Raw genomic sequence first — 17,765 nt, 5'->3', positions numbered from 1 at the left:
GGGAGAGGAGAAGAGGAAGCTTAGATCCTCCCCCGCTGGGGGAGGTGGCGCGCGTAGCGCGACGGAGGGGGCCTGCTGAAGGAGTCAAAGTCCCCCTCACCCGGTCAAGTGGCCGGGAGCTCCCCCAGAGGGGGAGCATCTGACGGGTGAGAGCCGCGCTCATCGCCCCAGCTCCTGCAGGCCCGCCTTGATCAGGCCCGACACCTCGGCGTCCTCGCCCAGCCGCAGGGCGGCCTGTTCGACCACGCGGCGGGCGTTCACTTCGGCCACGCCCAGGCCCATCAGCGCCGCGACCGCCTCGCCCACGGCCGAGGGCGGCGGCGGGGCGGCGGGGGCGAGCGCGCTGGCGTGGAAGGCGGCGACGTGGCCGTCGGTCAGCGGCTTGTCCTTCAGTTCGGTGACGATGCGCAGGGCCAGTTTCGGCCCCACGCCGTTGGCGCGGCCGACCGCGGCCTTGTCCTCGCGCGCCACCGCGCCGGCCAGCTCGGCGGGCGGCAGCACGTCCAGCACCGAAAGCGCGGCCTTGGGTCCGACGCCCTGGATCGCCTGCAGCAGCACGAAGGCGCGGCGCTCGTCGCGGCCGAGGAAGCCATAGAGCTTCATGCCCATCGATTCCGACCATTGGCTCTCGACGTGCAGCAGCGTCTCCTCGCCCATGGCGGGCAGGTGCCCCAGCGTGCGCGAGCCGCAGCGCACCACATAGCCGACCCCGGCCACGTCGATCAGGGCCTCTTCCTCACCGACCTCGGCGACCAGTCCGCGCAGCCGCCCGATCATGCCGCCGCTCCCAGATTGCGAACCTTGCGGTGGTGGGCGTGGGCGATGGCCACGGCCAGGGCGTCGGCGGCGTCGGACGTGGTCTTGCCGGCGGTGGGCAGCAGGCGCGCGATCATGAACCCGACCTGGTCCTTGTCGGCCGCGCCGGTCCCGACCACGGACTTCTTGACTACGGTGGCGGCGTATTCGGCTACGGCGAGGCCGGCGCGCGCCGGCACGATCATCGCCATGGCGCGGGCGTGGCCCAGCTTCAGGGCCGAGGCGGCGTTGTTGTTCATGAAGGTCTCCTCGACCGCCGCCTCGTGCGGGGCGTGCAGGGCGACGACCTCGCTGATCGCCTCGAACAGCACCAGCAGCCGCTCGGCGAACGGCAGGCTGTCCTTGGGCGCGATCACCCCGTGCGCCACATGGACCAGCCGCGAGCCCTCGACGGAGATCACCCCCCAGCCGGTTTTGCGAAGGCCCGGATCAAGGCCGAGGATGCGGAGAGGGGCGTGCATGGGAATCGGCGCGTTCGTCATCTGTTCCAACGAGGGATACAGGACGTCGGCGGGGTTAAGCAAACGTTGAGGGGATGCGTCAGCCTTTGGCTCTATGCCGTGAAGAGGACCTCTTCCCGAGATCGTTCGTAGAGTTAGGCCCTGTTGGAAACATCACTAAGGTCGTTTGCAGGGGCAGAAGGCCAAGCTAGGGTCTCTAAATCGCCATTGTGCCGGGATCAGGAGCGCGAGTGAGCCTCACCCTCAAAGAACCCGATGTCGAACAACTTCTTAGGTATGGATTGCTGCCCGAGAATCTGCCTCCAGCCATCAACTCTGGGCAATTGTGGGACACGTTTCTGCCTGAGCAGGGCTCCTATCTAATAACGCAAAAGGCGCGGGGATCACATTCGCCGTTCAGTGCAAGCAAGCGAGGCGGACAGCGTCGCCTCTTTGGACTACCCCACCCTTCTTTCGTGCACGATGCCGCTACATTCATGGAAAAGAACTGGGCGGAGATAGTCCCGGTTCTTGATCAAGCGACCGGCTCCCTATCAAAACCAAAATTTGCCGTTGCCGGTCCGCGTGCAGTTCGAATTACGCCGCATTCGGAACTCCCGAAGGCGCGTCTTCGCGCCTTTTCCCGGTTTAGGTTTTGCGCAGTTACCGACGTTTCTCGGTGCTATCCATCCATATACACTCATAGCATTCCCTGGGCGATAAACGGGCGCGCGAAAGCTAAGGCAGATCAGAAACATACGTCCGGGGATGTCTTTGGAAACCGTCTGGACTTCATCATGCGTCAGGCGCAGGACGGACAGACTATCGGCATCGCGGTTGGCCCCGACGTCTCGCGACTAACGGGCGAGATCATTCTCTCTGCTGTCGATGGAGTCTTCCTGTCTAAGTATGGAAAGCAGAAGCCTACCTATCTTAGGCACGTCGATGACTATTGGATAGGCGGAGATAGTGTAGAAGAGTGCGAGCTTCACCTACAAAATTTACGGGCTTCTCTTAGATCTTTCGAGTTAGATCTGAATGATCTAAAAACTAAAATTATCCCTACAAACAAGACGTTAGGGGAGTCCTGGCCGGTCGAGTTTGAGCGGGAGCTCAAGCTGAGTTTGACGCACAACTGGCGGGGGTCTAACTACGACGCGGTTTCCACTCTGAGTAAAATAGTAGATAAGGCGACGTCCGAATCCGACGATGGCATGATACGTCACGCCATTCGCAAGATTGATGAAAACAATCTGTGGGACGAGGAGTGGGAAGTGCTTGAGCATTTTCTTGCCCAATGTGCTGTTCAATTTCCCCACTCCTTTGACTATGTTGCTAGAGTAATTGCTTGGCGAATCCGCATAGATTCCCCCGTAGATCTTAATCTATGGCAACATGTCGCGGTAAACGCCGTGGGGCAGGCCGCCTCTCTGGGCCGCGATGCTGAAGCGTTGTGGGGTCTATGGCTCTTAAGTGAGCTAAAGCTATTCGTTTCCAAGACCCTTTCGGACACGCTTATAAAAAACTGTAGCCCGCTTGTACTGAGTTACCTTGCGCACATGTTCAGCCGCGGCCGAACTCGTGACAAGACCTTAGGTGCGCTACTTTGGTCGAGAGTTGAAGGAAACCCTTATAGCGGCACGGGTTGGCCTCTGAGTCTCGAACTTGTTCATCTCGGTATTGGAGGGTTTGACTTCGCTCCTTTTGAAGGCACAGAGCGTGGGCTAACCTTGCTGCACAAAGATGGTCTATCGATAGTTGACTGGAGCGCGCTTCCTAAAGTCTTCTTCGATGACGATGGAGATCCAATCGCAAAACCTAGGCGCGCCATTGAAGACTTCACGTCTGACTATGACGCGGACGATGAGGACGACGATGACGGCTTCTCCGCCGAGATTGATTGGTAGGTGAGGCCAGTTCGCTGGTCTGAGCCAGGTCGCGTCTAGGATGTGCGTCCGTTTCTCTTCTTGCTACATTGGCGGCGGGGCTTGCGGTAAGGCTAGTTGTTCCCAATTTGTTCTTGTGCGCAATCACGCAGGAACAGCACCCAATGGCGCTCGCCACCTATGTCGTCGCCACGCCCGGGACGCAGCCGGACTTCCGCTGCGGGTTCGATATCGAGCTGGCGCACGCGATCCTGCAGCGGATGGCCGATGGGGAGAGCCTGGCCGCGATCTGTCGGACGGCGGGGATGCCGACGGCGGCGACGGTCTATCGCTGGGCGGCGCGGTACGAGGATTTTGGCGAGGCCTTTGTCCTGATCCGCAACCTCGCGCGGCAGAACCAGGCGGGGCGGACAGCGCGGGCTCGGGCGACGGCGGCCAAGGCGCGCAAGGGCGTGAAGAACCCCAAGATCACCGGGCGGCCGAGCGGGTTTTCAGTTCAGGTGGCCGAGGCGATCTGCAAGCGGCTGATGCGCGGGGAGGGGCTGCAGGAGATCTGCCGGGACCCGGCGATGGTCAGCGTCGGCACGGTCTATAACTGGCTGCACCGCTATCCGCAGTTCGCGCGCGACTATGGCCGGGCGCGGCAGATGCAGGCCTTCGTCATGCAGGATCGCTCCGTGGACCTGGTGCTGTCGACCGGGCCGGGCGGGCATCGCCAGGCTGACAAGGTGCTGGCGCGGATGCGCCAGCGGATGGCGGTGTTGTCGGCCAAGGCTTGGGATTTGGACGCGCGGCCGGGGGCGGCGGCTTCTCCTCTCCCCGTTGGGGAGAGGTTGGGTGAGGGGCTTTGAGGCCTAGCGGCGTTGCGGCGAGTGGGAGGTGGAGCGCTGCGCGCCCCACCTCTCCCGAGGGAGAGGGATCTTCGGAGCTAGGCCGTGATCGCCTTGCGGCGGCGGAGGGCGGCGCCGGCTAGGCCGAAGCCGGTGATCATGACGGCCCAGGTCGCCGGTTCCGGCACCGCCGAGGTTGGCGGGACGGGCTCGTAGGTCAGGGTGATCGTTCCGCTGCGCCAGCGTCCGTCGATGCCGTTGCGGATGTCATCGTACTGATCGCTGAATTCGATGCGCAGCAGGCCGTCGGCGCCGGTGAAGAGGTCGAAGGTCGGACCGACGAGGAGGTCCCTCGCGCCGCTATAGGTTCCCGAGCCCGTGCCGGCGGCATAGGCGGGACGCACGCCCAGGCGCGAGCCGCCCGAGGAGTCCGACAGCGAGAACATCATGTCCTGCTGGTAGCTGTAGCCGACGGACGCGATCGAGACGTTGTAGGCCAGGGCGGTCACCTGGGAAAATGCTCCGATATCGAAGAGCATGACCGTGTTCTTGTTCGGGTTGGTGGGGCCGCATTCATTCTTCGCGGCGTTGCAGCGCGCGTCGTACGACAGCGCGCCGGTGACATCGACGATGAGCGTGGCCGCTTGGGCAGCGCCTGAGGCCAGGCTGGCGCTCGCCATCGCCGCCGCGGCGAGCGCGGTCCGTGTAGAGTTACGCATTTCGAATTTCCCCCGTAAGCATATGCCGCAGAGCCCCAGTGACGATGGGGTGCGGACGAGAGGCGGGGCGATTTCGACAATATTCACTAAGCAACATTGGAATGAAGCTTTGCGACTAAATCGGAACGGTGACCGCCATTAATTGACAAAAGCCTATCATGGGGTGTCGCGGCGGAGAATTGCGGGGCGTCTCAACAGGGCAGTGGATTGACGTAATCTGTCTCATTCGGCTGAAAATAATCGGCTGGGCTAGGGCGTTCGATCCGGAATGGAGGCTCCTCTCCCCGCTGGGGAGAGGTTGGGTGAGGGGCTTTCTGGCTATCGGCCTTGCGGCGGGTCGGTTGTGGAGCGCTTCGCGCCCCCTCACCTGACCTCTCCCGAGGGAGAGGAATTGGGGCTGGGGCCGTCGCTGGCGAATACGCTGCGATATCGCAGGGCGTGGCGGTGTTCCTGTTCGGGGTGGTGGGGCTGGGCGCCGTCTTCGCCGGGGTCCAGCGCAAGCCGTACGAAAGCGGCCGTCGCCGTTGTCGCCGCCGCGAGCGCGGCCCGTGCAAGATTATGCATTTTCCCCGTCCAATAAGCATGGAGCCCTGTTGACGCTGGGGGCTGCGACCGCGGCCGGGTCTGCGTTCGACAATATTCGCCAAGCAACATCGCAATGAAGCGACGCGCGTGACACCGAACAACCATCTCCCGACTGAGCGGACGCCTATCATGGCCCTTGGCTGCGGAGAATTCGGGGGTGTCTCAGTTCAAGGTGCAATTCCGCTGATGTGTCTCATTGGCGAGAAAATAGTTGGCCGAGGCCGGTAGCTAGGCCATTCGACTTCAATGGATAGGGTGATGGACGCGTCCGGAGGCGAACTGGTGCTCGGCCGGGCGATCCCGTGCGTGCGCCACGCCCGCTTTCCCGGTGAGACACTGCTCGACTTCACCCGCCGCCTGGCCCGGTCGGTGGCGTTCGCCTTCAATGTCGATCACGTCCGGATGGCGGCGCAGGCCGATTTTGACTTCTTCGCCGAGGCCCTGGTGCTGCCGGAAGCGGTGGTCACGCACGCGCGGCTCCACGGCCAGATCCCGACGACCCGAGATGCCGCGCTGATCGCCGCCACGAGCGCCGAGCAGTTGTTCGTCTATGTGGTCAAGGACGGCGCGCTCGAGGTGGCGCCGACGCGGTCGGGGAGGCGGCTGCGGGCCGGCGACATTCTGGTGCTCGACCTAGCGCAGGCGTCAAGCGTGCTGGGAACCGACTATGAGGCGATCTACCTGATCCTGGCGCGCGGGGCGCTGCCTGAACCGCTGCGGCACATGGATCTCCACTGCGCGGAGATCCACGGCGACCATCCGCTGGCGCGGGCGATCGTCAGCACTCTGACCTGCCTTTGCGAGGACGCGCCGCGGATGAGCCAGGTGCAGGGCTCGGTGGTGTTGCGCGCCGCGATCGAGATGCTGGGCCTGGCCCTGACCGACGTCAGGCGCGCCCGGCTCGCGCCGCGCATGCTCAAGGCCACGGCGGAGACGTTGGTCGATGACAATCTGAGCCAGCCGGGCCTGTCGCCCGCCTGGATCGCCAAGCGCCTCGACGTCTCGCGCGCCACCCTCTATCGCGCTTTCGCCCCGTATGGCGGGGTCACCCTGTTCATCAACGACAGGCGGTTGCAGAACGCCTTGCTGTTGCTGACGTCGGCCGACGAGCCGCCGCTCAGCGAGATCGCCGCCCGCTGCGGCTATGGCGGCCGCACGCGGCTCTTTCAGGCGTTCAGCGAACGCTTCGCCATTCCGCCCGAAGCGGTGCTCTCGGCCAGCGAAGACGACCGCGCCATGCTCCGGGAGCATGCCGCGCGCGCCATGATGGACGTCTGGGACCGGAGCACCGGCAGGTCTCTCGCGAGTTAGGCTTCGGTCTCGGCCATGCTCTCGCGGAAGTCGTCGGCCAGGATGAAGGCCGCGCCCTCGTCGTCCAGGATCCAGATGCCGACGAACGCGGCGTGGGCCGGATCGAGGTCTTCGTCGAGCAGGTCGCCGTCATAGAGGCCGACATTGCTGTAGTCGAAATCCAGGGAAAGCTGGTGGGCGAGGCCGATCATCTCTTCGGCCATCCGCCGCGAGTAGCCGATGGCTTCGCTCTGATCGCCGAAGTCGTCGGTCAGCGTGTTCACCTCGGCCGCATCGCTGCCTTGGGTCGCAGTGGTCGTGACGATGGTGTACGCGGGCATGATCATCTCTCGTGGGCTACAAGTCTCCCACCTAACCCGTTCCTGCGCCAAAGCGGGCGATATTCTGCAAAAGCTTGCGGTCTGAATGGTCAGGCGCCGCCGCGGGCGTCCTTTTTCGAGGTGCGGTAGGCTTTTTGAAGCGCAGCCAGGCGGCGGCGTTCGACGTCCTTGGCCGTGCGCTCGGCCTTTTCCTCCAAGGCCGCCATTTCCGAGCCGAGCTTCTGGAAGTGCGCCCAGCGGGCGGGGTCCAGGGTCCCGTCCTGCAGCGCCGCGCCGATGGCGCAGCCTGGTTCGCCGGTATGGCTGCAGTCGTTGAACCGGCAGTCGTGGGCCAGGCGCTCGATATCGTCGAACACCACGCTGGCGCCCTCGTCGGCGTCGATCAGGCCGACCTCGCGGATGCCGGGGGTGTCGAGGATCAGGGCGCCGCTGGGCAGCAGGACGAGCTGGCGGTGGCTGGTGGTGTGGCGGCCCTGGTCGTCGGACACGCGGATCGCCTGCATCTGCATCCTGTCCTCGCCCAGGAACGCATTGACCAGGGTGGACTTGCCGACGCCGGACGAACCGATCAGCACGCAGGTCTCGCGCGGGGCGACCTGGGCCAGCAGGGCGGGGAGGCCAAGCCCCTCACGCGCCGAGACCATCAGCACCGGGCAATCGCCGGCCAGGGCGGCGATCTGGGCGACCTGGGCTTGCGGATCGGCGCAGAGGTCGGACTTGGTCAGCACCACCACGGGGCGGGCGCCGCTCTGCCAGGCCGCGGCGAGATAGCGCTCGATGCGGCGAGGATTGATGTCGGCGTTCATCGAGGTGACGACGAAGGCGACGTCGATATTGGCGGCGAGGATCTGGGGCCTGCGCAGGTGGGCCGCGCGGCGGACAAAGGCCGTGCGGCGCGGCAGGAGCGCGTGGATGGTCGAGGTGCGCTGCGCCAGGTTCAGCGACAGCGCCACCCAGTCGCCGACGCCAGGGTGGCCGACCTCACGCGCTTCGTGCAGCAGGCGGCCCGACGCCTTGGCCCGCATCTCACCCTCGTCGGTGAGGACCAGGTAGCCGTCGCGCTGCTGGACCACGATCCGCCCGGGGACATGGCCGGCGGCCGCATGCGGCGCGAACTCCAGCGCCAGGGCGTCGGACCATCCGTACTGCTGGATCAGGCCGGCCGGCGCCATCAGCGCCGGTCGCGGCGGAAGCGGGCGGCGTCCAGGGCCAGGGACGACTTCATCGGGTCAGGCTCGACCTGCGCCTGGAACGGCAACTCGCCGGCGACGCCGCGCAGGGCCAGCCAGAGCTGGGGCGCGAAGTGATCCAGCATCCGCAGCGGGCGGCGCTTGTCGTCGGTGACGTCCCAGCCTTCGGCTTCGAAGGCGTCGACCTGTTCGCGGGTCGGACGGCGCTCGATCCTGTCCCAGCCCTCGGGGCGGGGGACGTCGTCGGCCTCGTCCTGGGTCAGGCCGAATATGGCGCGCGAGCAGTCGTCGATCTCCGGAAATTCGACGCGGGCGTCGGCGTCCGCATAGCGCGGCTTCATCAGCGCCTTTTGCTCAAGTTCCTTGATCCCAGGCAGGTCGAGGAGGCGGCGAAGGGGAGCGGTTTCAGGCATGCCGGACGGAACGCCAGCCGCCGCGCGGCGTCAAGGGCGCAAGCGGCGTGCCCCTCCCGCTATTGCCGCTAGCCCGCCGCCACTACGACCGCCTCGGCCGCGCAGTCGCCGGCGGGCTTCAGCCCCTTGGCGCGGGCGGCGGCGACCTCGGCCTTGGCGGCCTCGACGTCGGCCTGGAAGTCGGGGTTGGACTGCAGCTTGGCGACCACGGCCGAGGCCATGGTGCGGCCTTCCTCGGTGTCGCTCATCCAGTGGACGTTGCAGACCACGCGGCTGTTGGTGAAGGCGCGGCCGCGGGCCAGAATCTCGTTGGCGCGGTCCGGCGCGACCTCAGTCAAGACCAGCGCCCAGCCCCAGCCGATGGCGCTGTGGCCCGAGGGGTAGGAGCCGTCATTGCGCAGGACCTGCTCCTCGTTGGGTGTGCAGATCGGCGCGCCGTTGACGGTGAAGGGGCGGGCGCGCTTGTACTTGTTCTTGGTCGGATAGGTGGACAGGCCATTGTCGGCCAGGGTGCGACGCAGAAGGACGTAGAGGGCCGGGGTGTCGGCCTCGCTGATCTTCACGTCCATGGCGCAGGCGAAAGTCTCGGCGGCCTTGGGGAATTTCAGTTCGGCGTCGTGGGTGGCCAGGGTCCAGCGCGGGGTCCCGTTGAGCGCCACCGCGGCCTTGGCCGCCTCGTCGTCTCGGGCCTGGGCGGCCGAGCCGGCGGCCGGCGGCGGCGGCAGAAGGTTCAGGCTGTTGGGGGCGGTCCCTGCGGGGAGGTAGCCGGCCAGATAGCCGGGGATGATTTCCTTGAGCGGCGGCTTGGCGGCGGCCTGGGAGGCGGGACCGGTCCCGGCGCTGGAGGCGCAGCCGGCGGTCATGGCGGCCAGGGCCAGTGTCGTCATCCATCGGCGCGCGGTCATCTGGTCTTCTCCCTGGGCGGCTTCTTGATTCTGCCGGGAGCTTAAGCGGGTTCCCTAAGGGCCGTCGAACCCAGATCCTCCCCCGCTGGGGCGGGGCGGGAACTTGGCTGGGGCTTGGGCTGTTGCTTCTGGGGAAGGAGGAAGCCCCATGGACTATCGACTCTATGTGCTGGATTCCGTCGGCCGGTTCGCCGACGTGGAGGAGTGGAATTGCCCATCCGACATCGAGGCCCTGGAACAGGCCACGCGGCATGTGCACTCGTTTGGGGCCGAGCTCTGGCAGGGCTCGCGGCGCCTGAGCACCTTCGCCGGGCCGTTGGAGCCGCGGGCTCAGGTGGCGCGCGGGTAGGGGCGTTCTTCTCCTCTCCCCGCTGGGGAGAGGTTGGGTGAGGGGCCTTGAGGCTATCGGCTTTGTGGCGGGTGAGCAGTGGAGCGCTTCGCGCCCCCTCACCTAACCTCTCCCGAGGGAGAGGGATTGGTTGTTTCAGCGCCAGAACCTGAAGGTGCGGTAGCCTTCCTGGACCGCTTCCAGCGGTACGCCGACGAGGTGCGAAACCAGGAACGCTATGCCGAAGAACAGGTTGGCGACCGGCGGCACGAAGAACAGCACCGCCAACAGGGCGATCATGGCCAGGCTCTCGTATTTGCGGGTCGCCTCGCGGACGTCCTGGGGCAGCCAGGGGCGGATGATCCCATAGCCGTCGAGGCCCGGCACCGGCAGCAGGTTGAGCAGAAGGGCGGTGGCTTGGAGGAAGGCCAGGAACGCCAAGGCAGGGATCAGCGGACTGGCGAGGCCGCCCTCCAGCCGCGGGGCGGCGAAACCGATGGCGGCGGTGAGCACGACCAGCACCAGGAAGGTGCCGAATGGGCCGGCCAAGCTGGCGGCCGAGCGCCAGGCGCGGTTGCGCATCATGTCTTCACGCAGATAGACCGCCCCGCCCGGGAAGCCGATGCCGCCCAGCACCACGGCGATCACCGGGATCACGATCGAGACGCCCAGGTCGGCGTATTTGAGCGGATCGAGGCTGAGATAGCCCTTCTCGGCGATGGTCGGGTCGCCGGCCTTGTGGGCGATGAAGGCGTGGCCGAACTCGTGGGCGACCACGGCCAGAACCCAACCCAGGATCACGAAGACGAAGGTGAAAGCCCCGGCCGCCTGCGGGGCCATGACCAGACCGACGCCGCTGGCGATCCAGGCCGCCAGCAGGATTAAGGCGTTGGGGCTGATCGGCGGCCGGCTGGCGTCGGTCGCGGGAAGGTGGGTCAAGTCAGCTCCGGTCGGTTGGGCGTGATGGCGGTGATGGCGTGGCCCGGACCCTTGCGCACGATCAAGTCGGCGCGGGGGCGGGCGTGGACGATGTGGTCGTGCAGGTTCTTCAGGTTCACCTGACGCCAGACCATCTGGGCCAGAGCGGTGGTCTGGTCGCGGTCCATGTGGCGGAAGCGGGCGTAGAAGGATGTGGGGTCGGTCTCGGCGGCTTCCCAGAGCTCTAGGAACCGGGCGACGTACCAAAGCTCCAGGTCGGTCTCGTCTGCCTCGATATAGATCAGGGCGTCGAGCAGGGCGGCCGGGCCGGTGGCGGGATCGCGCAGGGTCAGGCCCTCGATGATCAGCACCGGCGGCGGGGCCAGGGTGCGGGCGAGCTGCGGATCGATGTCGTAGGTGATGTGGGAATAGGCGGGGAAGGTCGCCGGCCCCGAGCGGATCGCGGACAGGGCGCTCGCCAAGGCCAGGTGGTCATAGGTGTCCGGCGCGCCCTTGGCGGCCAGGCGGCCCAGTTCTTCCAGCTTGGCGTTGGAGTGCAGGAAGCCGTCGGTGCAGACCAGTTCGGCGCCCTCGAACTGGCCCTGGAGCTGCTGGGCGAAGGTGCTCTTGCCGACCGCGACCGAGCCGGTGACGCCGATGATGAACGGCGCGCCGGGCGGCGCCAGCGGCGCCAGGGCGGCGGCGACGTCGGCCGCGGTCACAGGCCCAGGACCTTGGCGAGGTTGGGCTTGGGAATCGCCGAGGCGAAGGCGCCCTTGGCGTTGGCCTTGTCGCGGGCGAGATCGGCCCAGGCGCCGGCGAAGGCGTTCGGCGTCTTCGCATCAGGACCCGAGCGGGCGAAGGTCGCGGGTCGGCCGGGCAGGGCGGCGGCGAGCTGGGCCCAGAGGTCGAGATCGTCTTCCGGCGCCTCGTCGCCCTGCGGCTGCAGGCCCTTGGCCAGCATGGCGCCGACCCGCACGACCTCGGCATTGTCGGTCTGGATGGCGACCTGGCCCTTGGGGGCCTCCTTCAACGCCGCGACCAGGCCGGTCAGGGCCATGCGGACAGGGGTGGTGTAGCGGTCGCCGCCGGCCTGGCCGACCAGGCCCTCGGCGTCGTCGCGGAGATAGGCCCAGCCGCCGCATTTGAAGGCGGTGTGATAGCTGGACTGGGTCCAGATGCGGGTGGTTTTGCTCATGTCAGCTTGGCTGTAGCACTTTGCGGAAATCGCGGCATGATCCCCGCAAAATAGGGGAGAGGAACATGGCCGCCACCACCAATCACACCAGCGTCGAAAAGCTGAACCAGGCGAACGAGGGCAAGCTGCCCGGCCACTTGGGTCTGGTCATCACCGAGGTTTCCGACGGCAAGGTGGTCGGACGCTGGAAGGTGCGCCAGGATCTGGTGGCGCACACCGGCTATCTGCTGGCCGGCGCGGTGCTGTCGGTGGCCGACATCCTCTGCGCCTATGGCGTCTCGACGGCTTGGCCGGAGGGGGCCAACGGGTTCACCACCGCCGAGGTGAAGGCCAATTTCGTGGGCACCCTGCGCGAGGGCGAGGCGATCTGCACCGCCACCCTGCTGCACGGCGGCCGCACCACCCAGGTCTGGGACGCCAAGGTCGAGGACGCGGCCACCGGCAAGCTGATGGCCGCCTTCCGCTGCACGCAGATCATCCTCTATCCGCGGGCCTAGGACGCCCGGGGCGTCGCTTCCCCAAACTGTTCGTCATCACCGGGCTCTTGACCCGGTGATCCATAGACCGTGACCCATCTGGGTGAGGCGGCGTCTATGGATGGCCGACACAAGAGGTCGGCCATGACGAACGTGGGGTGGTGGGGCTCGTCCTAGGGCCAATCGATATTCAACCGTACAGACAAACCCGCTCATCCCGGCGAAGGCCGGGACCCAGATGAAGCCACGGTCCTGGGGGACGATCCGGAATCTTACGCTCTATGACGTGGGTCCCGGCCTTCGCCGGGATGAGCGGAGTGGGATGGGGCGCCTAACCCATTGCGGCGACGGCCTTGATGGCGAAGGCGATGTCCTCTGGGGTGTTGCGGATGCTGGGGGTCAGCCTGGCGTGTTGCTCGGCATAGGGGGCGGCCGAGCCGATGATCCGCCAGCTGCGTAACCTGGAGACCGTGTCGCGGGCCGAATGTCCGGCGACGTCGAAGCTGACGATGCCGGCCGACATCTGTGGGCTGAGCGGCGTGCGCACCCGCACATTGGGCAGGGCGCTGAGGCCGGTCTTCAGCAGGGTGGCCAGTTCATGGGTGCGGTTCGCGATGTGCGGCTTGCCCAGCATCTGGTGGAAACCGAACGCCTCGTTGAGCGACCAGACCTGCTCGAAGGCCTTGAAGCCGCCGGGCGTCATCCGGGCGGCGGTGGTGGGGCCGGGGTCGTAGTTGCCGATCCAGGCCGAATAGGCGTCGTGCGCCAGGAAGCTGGGGATGGTCGGTGATAGGCGCGAGAGCGCCAGCGGGCTGAAGAACATCACCCCGGTGCCGCGCGGGCCGAACAGCCATTTGTGGCAGCCGGCGACCAGTACGTCGCAGCCGAGCTGGGGGAAGGTGGTGTCCTCGACGCCAAAGCCATGGACGCCGTCGACGAAGAACAGCACCTGGTCGGACGGTTGCCGCGTGGCGTTGATCGGCTTCAAGGCGTCGGCGATGGCGCGGATCGGCAGTTTCAGACCGGTGGAGGAATGGACCCAGGTGAGGGCCAGGACACGCGTCGCCGGGGTGATCCCAGCCACCACCCGGCGCACGATCTCCGGCGTCGAGGCGGTCGTTGCGCCGTCATGCAGGGTGATCTTGCGCACCCCCATCCCGGTCTTGCGCGAGGCCAGGCGCAGGGACTCGTGGGTGACGTAGTAGTCGTGGACGCTGGTCAACGCCTCCTGGCCGTAGCGCAGGTTGAGGCCGGCATAGACCAGGCCGATGCCCGAGGTGGTGCTCTCGCAAAGGCCGACCTGCTCTATCGGCACGCCGAAATAGGCGCCGGCGGCGGCGCGGGCGGCGTTCTGCAGCCGCTTGTTGTTGTGTTCCAGATAGGTGACCGGGTTGCGATCCAGCGCTGCGCGGTGGCGGGTGATCGCCTCGCGCACCGGCTTGGGGTTGGAGGCGAACAGCATGGCCGACAGATCGACCTCGCCCCAGTCCAGATCCCACATCGCGCGCAGCCGGTTCCAGTCGGGCGGCCGGGGACCAGGAGGCGCGACCGCCGGGGCCGGCGCGGGTGGTGCGGCGGTTGCGGGAGTGGGCGCTTCGTCCATCTCCTGAGCCGCGGCGATGGCCGGCGCGGCGGCCAGGCCAAGCGCCAGCAGATGGCGTCGGTTTAGGTTCAGTGCGCCCAAGTCCGGGTTCGCCCGCATGAACAGCCCTCCAATACCCCGCATAAGACAATGCGCAGCTTGTTGGTCGGGTTTCCTCGGAGGCGTGAAACGCTTTGCGACGAAGGGGCTATTCGTGGCGAGGAGATAGATCAAAGGCGACGACGCGCGGATCGGCGATGAGGCGTTCGGTGATCCCTTGAGCGTTCAAGGCGCTCTTTCCGCGGAACGTGGTGGCCAGCTCGATCCCTTCGCCGTCCGGAAGCATCCGATGGACGATGGTGTCGGGCTGAAGGCCGAAGGAGGAAAACACGGCGAGGAATTCAGCCTCGGTCGCCGGGGTGGCGCGGGCGTAGCGAACCGAGATGTCGACATGGCGCTCACGCGGCATCCGCCCATCCAGCCGTCGCAGGCCGGCCAGCACGACCAGGGTGGCGACCGTACCCACCAAGGCCAGGCCGTGCAGGCCGATCCCATAGAGAATGCCGAGCGCCGAGGTGATCCAGAGCGAGGCCGCGGTGGTCAGGCCGCGAACCGAGAACCCCTCGCGAAAGATCACCCCGCCGCAGAGGAAACCGACGCCAGTCAGCACGCCGTGGGCCATCCGAACCGGGTCGATGCGGATGACGTCATGCGGCGTCCCCAGCATCCAATCGACCTGATAGATCGCCGCCAGCATCAGGATGGTCGAGGTCAGGCAGACCAGGATGTGCGTGCGGATCCCGGCGGAGCGGCCCCGATATTCGCGCTCGAAACCGATGATGCCCCCGGCCGCGATGGCGGCCAGGATGGGGATGAAATAGTCGTGCCGAAACAGGTCCATGCGTTCAGAACGCACCAGTTGCGGTTAAGCTTCCGCGGCCGCGCACCGAGACGTGAATTGGCGCATTCGTCAGGCGGCGGAGTTTTATTTGCCTCCCGGCGAAAAAGGGTACAGCCTGAAGAACGACCCGCCAGAAGGTCGTGAGGAATATCCAGGGAGGCGCGCGTGAAAGTCTTCACGTTGTCGATGATGTTTGGGCTGGCCGCGACCAGCGTAGCCTTTGCTCAGGGCAGCACCCTGATGAGCGGCTATACAAAATCCACCGCGACCTTCACCTCCGCGCCGGCCAAGGTCGAGCGCGTGAACACGGCGACCAAGTCCAGCCCTGGCGTCGTCAAGATCGACAACAAGCAACCGGTCTATATCTACAAGGCGCCGATGGCGACGCGGCCGCTGAAGACCTGGTGATCACAGGCGACTAGCCGACATAGAAACAGGTCAGAATCACCCCTCGTTGAGGTGATGTGGCGCTTTTGTGCCCTGCTTTCGCGACGTTAGTCCGAAATTAAGTCCCGAATATCAGAACGGCGCCTCTTCGCCTTGGGGGGCGGGGTCACCGTGCGATCGGCCGTGGCGGACAGAAGTCTCGCGGCGCGACAGATCGCGTTCATATGAGGCGTTTTGTGAATTCTATCAGTGTTGTGCGTGCGCCAGAAGGCGCGCGTAGCGTTGCGTTCGATCTGCTCGGCCATTCCGTCAAGCGCGCTAGCGGCCTCTCGCGGTTCGCGATGTTGGCCCTGGCGGGGACCGCTTTGAGCTTCCCGACGACGGCTCTAGCCGATCCGCCATCGCCGGAGGTCCTGGTCGGCTCTTACATCAAAATCGGCCTCAACGCCTTCGGCACGCTGGGCTCGGACGGCACCAACCCGCCAGGCATCCTTTACGATGGGACCGGCGCCGGAACATTCAATCCGTCCTACGATTACCTAACGCCGGGCACGCCGTACGAAGGGTTCACCCTCACCGGCAGTTCGTCGGCGGGCGCCTTCACGGCGTCGAACAATAATGCGAGCAGCCATGGGCGCGACATCAGCGGCGCATTGACCACCTACAACGGCGTCGCGCACGACGGCACGACCTATGACAATCGCGCAGTGTGGACCGGAACCTACGGCGCGCTCTTCAAGGTCACGCACGACTACTACTTCAACGACGACGGCCAGCAGCTCAACATCACCACGACCATCGAGGCCCTGACCGATATCACGGGGCTGAATTTCTCGCGGTTCACCGACCCGGACGCTCGGGCCGCGACGGGCGACTCGAGCGAGACCAACAACTTCCAGGGCGGGACGGGCGTCGCGACGACCGATCTCGTCTATGCCGAGGCGCTGGCCTCGAAATATGTGATCGGGCTCTACACGTCCGATGCGACGGCTCACAATTCCGCCGTCACCGATTGGACAAAAGACACCGCATCTTACCTGGCAGGCGGGAGCATCGGTAATGGCGACAACACCATCGGCCTTGGATTCAACATCGGCGATCTGACGTCGGGGAGCGTCTTCAGCTTCAACTATCGCTACATCTTCGGCACCGACATCTCGGCGGCGCTCGGCGCGGCGGGCGCTGGCGGCGGCGGCGGTCCCAAGCCGACCATCCAGGACGGCGGAGCCTATACGGTCGAGCAGTTGCTGAGCGGCGCGGTCGATCCGACCTTCAATGGCGGCGTCCTGACCCTGGGGTCCAGCGGCGCGGCGCCGACCGACTTCACGGTCGAGACGGCCGGCGGCACGATCGATACGGCCGGCCACGACCTGACCCTGTCTGGCGTGCTGTCGGGACCCGGCGCGCTGAACAAGAGCGGCGCGGGCGTTCTGACCCTGACCGGCGCCAACACCCATGGCGGCTTCAACGTGCAGGGCGGGGTCCTGGCGTTCGACTCGGGCGCAGCCCTGGGCGGCGGGGCCACGATCAGCAATGGCGCGACCTTGCGGACCTTGGCCGACATGACGCTGGTCCAAGGCCTGCAGATCCAGATCGGTCAGCAAGGCGGCTTCGACACGGATGGCCATGATGTGACCCTCGGCGGCGATGTCACCGGCGGCGGCGTGCTGCAGAAGATTGGGGCCGGTTCGCTGACCCTGAGCGGCGACAATCGCCACTCGGTCTTGGACGTCATGGGCGGCACGGTGGTGATCGGATCGCAGCAGTCGCAAGGCGCGGCCGGCGGCCTCATCATCCTGCAAGGCGGCGCGACCCTGGGCGTCGGCACGGGCATGACGATCTCGCAGGGGCTGGATATCCAGGGCGAGGGCGCGCGGTTCGACACCGGCGGCAACGATGTCGTCATGACCGGCGTGGTGTCGGGCAATGCCTGCCTGATCAAGGCCGGCGCCGGGCATCTGAGCCTGAACGCGGCGGGCTCGAACGCCATCGGCGCCTGCGTGCAGCAGGGCCAGCTCAGCTTCAACAATGTGTTCTCGGGCCAGGTCTGGGTCGACAATGGCGGCGTCGCCAGCGGCGGCGGCCTGATCCGAGGCGACGTCGCGGTCAATGGCGTTCTTGCGCCCGGCAACTCGCCTGGTCGCTTGGTGGTCGCCGGCGACGTGACGCAATCGGCGACCGGCGTGCTGGCCATCGACATCGATGGTCCGACCGCGGGCGTCGGCGCCGGCCACTACGACACCCTGGTCCTGACGGGCGCCGGCAGTACGTTCACGGCGGGCGGAACCATCGCCCCCATTACGCGCGGCATCACCGGCGCGGCGCTCAACACCTACACGCCGCAGATCGGCGACGTGTTCGAAGTGGTCAGCGCCGAGGGCGGCGTCGCCGGTTCGTTCGCGGCCGTGACCCAGCCCACCGAGGGCGTCCCGGCCAACTCGCGCTTCGATGTGATCTACCTGCCCAAGGCCATCGCCCTGGCGGTGACGCCGAACAGCTATAGCCAACTTGCGATCAGCGGCCGGACCAACGCGCAGGCCGCCGCCGCCGCCGCCGACCG

20 protein-coding genes are annotated in these 17,765 nt (G+C 66.3%); 7 read left to right on the top strand and 13 right to left on the bottom strand.

The genetic code is table 11. The features are described 5' to 3' along the window. Window positions 1–159: 159 nt before the first annotated feature. Entirely contained in the window at window positions 160–777 is a 618-nt protein-coding gene (ruvA, locus tag Q8M13_RS05460; protein ID WP_305298736.1) for a Holliday junction branch migration protein RuvA, read from the bottom strand. Beyond that, entirely contained in the window at window positions 774–1,277 is a 504-nt protein-coding gene (ruvC, locus tag Q8M13_RS05455) for a crossover junction endodeoxyribonuclease RuvC (RefSeq protein WP_305298734.1), read from the bottom strand. Before ruvC ends, ruvA begins: the two co-directional genes overlap by 4 nt. 230 nt (window positions 1,278–1,507) lie before the next feature. Here ruvC and Q8M13_RS05450 point away from each other — a divergent pair, with 230 nt between their 5' ends. After that, window positions 1,508–3,163, top strand: a complete 1,656-nt coding sequence (locus tag Q8M13_RS05450; protein ID WP_305298733.1) for an RNA-directed DNA polymerase — start codon at window positions 1,508–1,510, stop codon at window positions 3,161–3,163. A 143-nt stretch (window positions 3,164–3,306) separates the two neighbouring features. Continuing rightward, window positions 3,307–3,993, top strand: coding sequence for a helix-turn-helix domain-containing protein (locus tag Q8M13_RS05445; RefSeq protein ID WP_305298732.1), 687 nt, complete (start codon window positions 3,307–3,309; stop codon window positions 3,991–3,993). Window positions 3,994–4,070: 77 nt separating this feature from the next. On the opposite strand, the gene Q8M13_RS05440 is transcribed toward Q8M13_RS05445, so the two are convergent. Together Q8M13_RS05440 and Q8M13_RS05435 are read right to left on the bottom strand one after the other, a co-directional pair. Further along, window positions 4,071–4,691 (bottom strand): PEPxxWA-CTERM sorting domain-containing protein, encoded by a 621-nt coding sequence (locus Q8M13_RS05440; RefSeq protein WP_305298730.1) that lies wholly within the window; start codon window positions 4,689–4,691, stop codon window positions 4,071–4,073. A 363-nt stretch (window positions 4,692–5,054) separates the two neighbouring features. Then, window positions 5,055–5,255, bottom strand: a complete 201-nt coding sequence (locus Q8M13_RS05435) for a hypothetical protein (RefSeq protein ID WP_305298728.1) — start codon at window positions 5,253–5,255, stop codon at window positions 5,055–5,057. 279 nt (window positions 5,256–5,534) lie between these two features. Between Q8M13_RS05435 and Q8M13_RS05430 the strand changes: the two genes are divergently transcribed. Next, entirely contained in the window at window positions 5,535–6,587 is a 1,053-nt protein-coding gene (locus Q8M13_RS05430) for a helix-turn-helix domain-containing protein (protein ID WP_305298727.1), read from the top strand. Here Q8M13_RS05430 and Q8M13_RS05425 read toward each other — a convergent pair. The 4 genes from Q8M13_RS05425 to Q8M13_RS05410 all read right to left on the bottom strand — a co-directional run bounded on the left by Q8M13_RS05425 (window position 6,584) and on the right by Q8M13_RS05410 (window position 9,415). After that, window positions 6,584–6,907 (bottom strand): hypothetical protein, encoded by a 324-nt coding sequence (locus Q8M13_RS05425; RefSeq protein ID WP_305298726.1) that lies wholly within the window; start codon window positions 6,905–6,907, stop codon window positions 6,584–6,586. The two genes, Q8M13_RS05430 and Q8M13_RS05425, sit on opposite strands and share 4 nt — an antisense overlap. Before the next feature lie 89 nt (window positions 6,908–6,996). After that, entirely contained in the window at window positions 6,997–8,079 is a 1,083-nt protein-coding gene (gene rsgA, locus Q8M13_RS05420) for a ribosome small subunit-dependent GTPase A (protein ID WP_305298724.1), read from the bottom strand. Then, entirely contained in the window at window positions 8,079–8,510 is a 432-nt protein-coding gene (locus tag Q8M13_RS05415) for a hypothetical protein (protein WP_305298722.1), read from the bottom strand. The genes rsgA and Q8M13_RS05415 overlap by 1 nt, the downstream gene beginning before the upstream one ends. A 68-nt stretch (window positions 8,511–8,578) precedes the next feature. Beyond that, complete coding sequence (locus tag Q8M13_RS05410; protein ID WP_305298720.1) at window positions 8,579–9,415, bottom strand: phosphatase PAP2 family protein; 837 nt, start codon at window positions 9,413–9,415, stop codon at window positions 8,579–8,581. Window positions 9,416–9,563: 148 nt separating this feature from the next. Between Q8M13_RS05410 and Q8M13_RS05405 the strand changes: the two genes are divergently transcribed. Next, window positions 9,564–9,764: a hypothetical protein gene (locus Q8M13_RS05405; RefSeq protein WP_305298719.1), complete on the top strand. Its 201-nt coding sequence runs from the start codon at window positions 9,564–9,566 to the stop codon at window positions 9,762–9,764. 135 nt (window positions 9,765–9,899) lie between these two features. Here Q8M13_RS05405 and Q8M13_RS05400 read toward each other — a convergent pair whose 3' ends face one another. Genes Q8M13_RS05400 through Q8M13_RS05390 form a run of 3 tightly spaced genes read right to left on the bottom strand, consistent with a single transcriptional unit; the run spans window position 9,900 to window position 11,859 of the window. Beyond that, window positions 9,900–10,682 carry a site-2 protease family protein gene (locus tag Q8M13_RS05400; protein WP_305298718.1) on the bottom strand — a complete coding sequence of 261 codons (783 nt, stop codon included), beginning with the start codon at window positions 10,680–10,682 and terminating at the stop codon, window positions 9,900–9,902. Beyond that, window positions 10,679–11,383 (bottom strand): hypothetical protein, encoded by a 705-nt coding sequence (locus Q8M13_RS05395; RefSeq protein WP_305298716.1) that lies wholly within the window; start codon window positions 11,381–11,383, stop codon window positions 10,679–10,681. Before Q8M13_RS05395 ends, Q8M13_RS05400 begins: the two co-directional genes overlap by 4 nt. Next, entirely contained in the window at window positions 11,380–11,859 is a 480-nt protein-coding gene (locus Q8M13_RS05390; RefSeq protein ID WP_305298715.1) for a hypothetical protein, read from the bottom strand. The genes Q8M13_RS05395 and Q8M13_RS05390 overlap by 4 nt, the downstream gene beginning before the upstream one ends. Window positions 11,860–11,924: 65 nt before the next feature. On the opposite strand from Q8M13_RS05390, the gene Q8M13_RS05385 reads away from it, so the two are divergent. After that, window positions 11,925–12,356 (top strand): PaaI family thioesterase, encoded by a 432-nt coding sequence (locus tag Q8M13_RS05385; RefSeq protein ID WP_305298713.1) that lies wholly within the window; start codon window positions 11,925–11,927, stop codon window positions 12,354–12,356. A gap of 310 nt (window positions 12,357–12,666) precedes the next feature. On the opposite strand, the gene Q8M13_RS05380 is transcribed toward Q8M13_RS05385, so the two are convergent. Next, window positions 12,667–14,037, bottom strand: a complete 1,371-nt coding sequence (locus Q8M13_RS05380) for an aminotransferase class V-fold PLP-dependent enzyme (protein ID WP_305298712.1) — start codon at window positions 14,035–14,037, stop codon at window positions 12,667–12,669. An 88-nt stretch (window positions 14,038–14,125) separates the two neighbouring features. Beyond that, window positions 14,126–14,833 carry an MgtC/SapB family protein gene (locus tag Q8M13_RS05375; RefSeq protein WP_305298711.1) on the bottom strand — a complete coding sequence of 236 codons (708 nt, stop codon included), beginning with the start codon at window positions 14,831–14,833 and terminating at the stop codon, window positions 14,126–14,128. A gap of 150 nt (window positions 14,834–14,983) precedes the next feature. On the opposite strand from Q8M13_RS05375, the gene Q8M13_RS05370 reads away from it, so the two are divergent. Together Q8M13_RS05370 and Q8M13_RS05365 are read left to right on the top strand one after the other, a co-directional pair. Then, window positions 14,984–15,226 carry a hypothetical protein gene (locus Q8M13_RS05370; RefSeq protein ID WP_305298709.1) on the top strand — a complete coding sequence of 81 codons (243 nt, stop codon included), beginning with the start codon at window positions 14,984–14,986 and terminating at the stop codon, window positions 15,224–15,226. Between the two features lie 215 nt (window positions 15,227–15,441). Beyond that, the coding region (locus tag Q8M13_RS05365; RefSeq protein WP_305298708.1) for an autotransporter-associated beta strand repeat-containing protein at window positions 15,442–17,765 on the top strand (2,324 nt) is incomplete at its 3' end.

The organism is Phenylobacterium sp. (assembly GCF_030681155.1).
GTDB lineage: Bacteria > Pseudomonadota > Alphaproteobacteria > Caulobacterales > Caulobacteraceae > Phenylobacterium.
This window is presented reverse-complemented; position numbering and strand designations above follow the sequence as displayed.

Bases quoted from the DNA above. Each gene is read 5' to 3' on its own strand.
- ruvA (WP_305298736.1), bottom strand. From the start codon at position 777: ATGATCGGGCGGCTGCGCGGACTGGTCGCCGAGGTCGGTGAGGAAGAG.
- ruvC (WP_305298734.1), bottom strand. From the start codon at position 1,277: ATGCACGCCCCTCTCCGCATCCTCGGCCTTGATCCGGGCCTTCGCAAA.
- Q8M13_RS05445 (WP_305298732.1), top strand. From the start codon at position 3,307: ATGGCGCTCGCCACCTATGTCGTCGCCACGCCCGGGACGCAGCCGGAC.
- Q8M13_RS05440 (WP_305298730.1), bottom strand. From the start codon at position 4,691: ATGCGTAACTCTACACGGACCGCGCTCGCCGCGGCGGCGATGGCGAGC.
- Q8M13_RS05435 (WP_305298728.1), bottom strand. From the start codon at position 5,255: ATGCATAATCTTGCACGGGCCGCGCTCGCGGCGGCGACAACGGCGACG.
- Q8M13_RS05430 (WP_305298727.1), top strand. From the start codon at position 5,535: ATGGACGCGTCCGGAGGCGAACTGGTGCTCGGCCGGGCGATCCCGTGC.
- Q8M13_RS05425 (WP_305298726.1), bottom strand. From the start codon at position 6,907: ATGCCCGCGTACACCATCGTCACGACCACTGCGACCCAAGGCAGCGAT.
- rsgA (WP_305298724.1), bottom strand. From the start codon at position 8,079: ATGGCGCCGGCCGGCCTGATCCAGCAGTACGGATGGTCCGACGCCCTG.
- Q8M13_RS05415 (WP_305298722.1), bottom strand. From the start codon at position 8,510: ATGCCTGAAACCGCTCCCCTTCGCCGCCTCCTCGACCTGCCTGGGATC.
- Q8M13_RS05410 (WP_305298720.1), bottom strand. From the start codon at position 9,415: ATGACCGCGCGCCGATGGATGACGACACTGGCCCTGGCCGCCATGACC.
- Q8M13_RS05405 (WP_305298719.1), top strand. From the start codon at position 9,564: ATGGACTATCGACTCTATGTGCTGGATTCCGTCGGCCGGTTCGCCGAC.
- Q8M13_RS05390 (WP_305298715.1), bottom strand. From the start codon at position 11,859: ATGAGCAAAACCACCCGCATCTGGACCCAGTCCAGCTATCACACCGCC.
- Q8M13_RS05385 (WP_305298713.1), top strand. From the start codon at position 11,925: ATGGCCGCCACCACCAATCACACCAGCGTCGAAAAGCTGAACCAGGCG.
- Q8M13_RS05380 (WP_305298712.1), bottom strand. From the start codon at position 14,037: ATGCGGGCGAACCCGGACTTGGGCGCACTGAACCTAAACCGACGCCAT.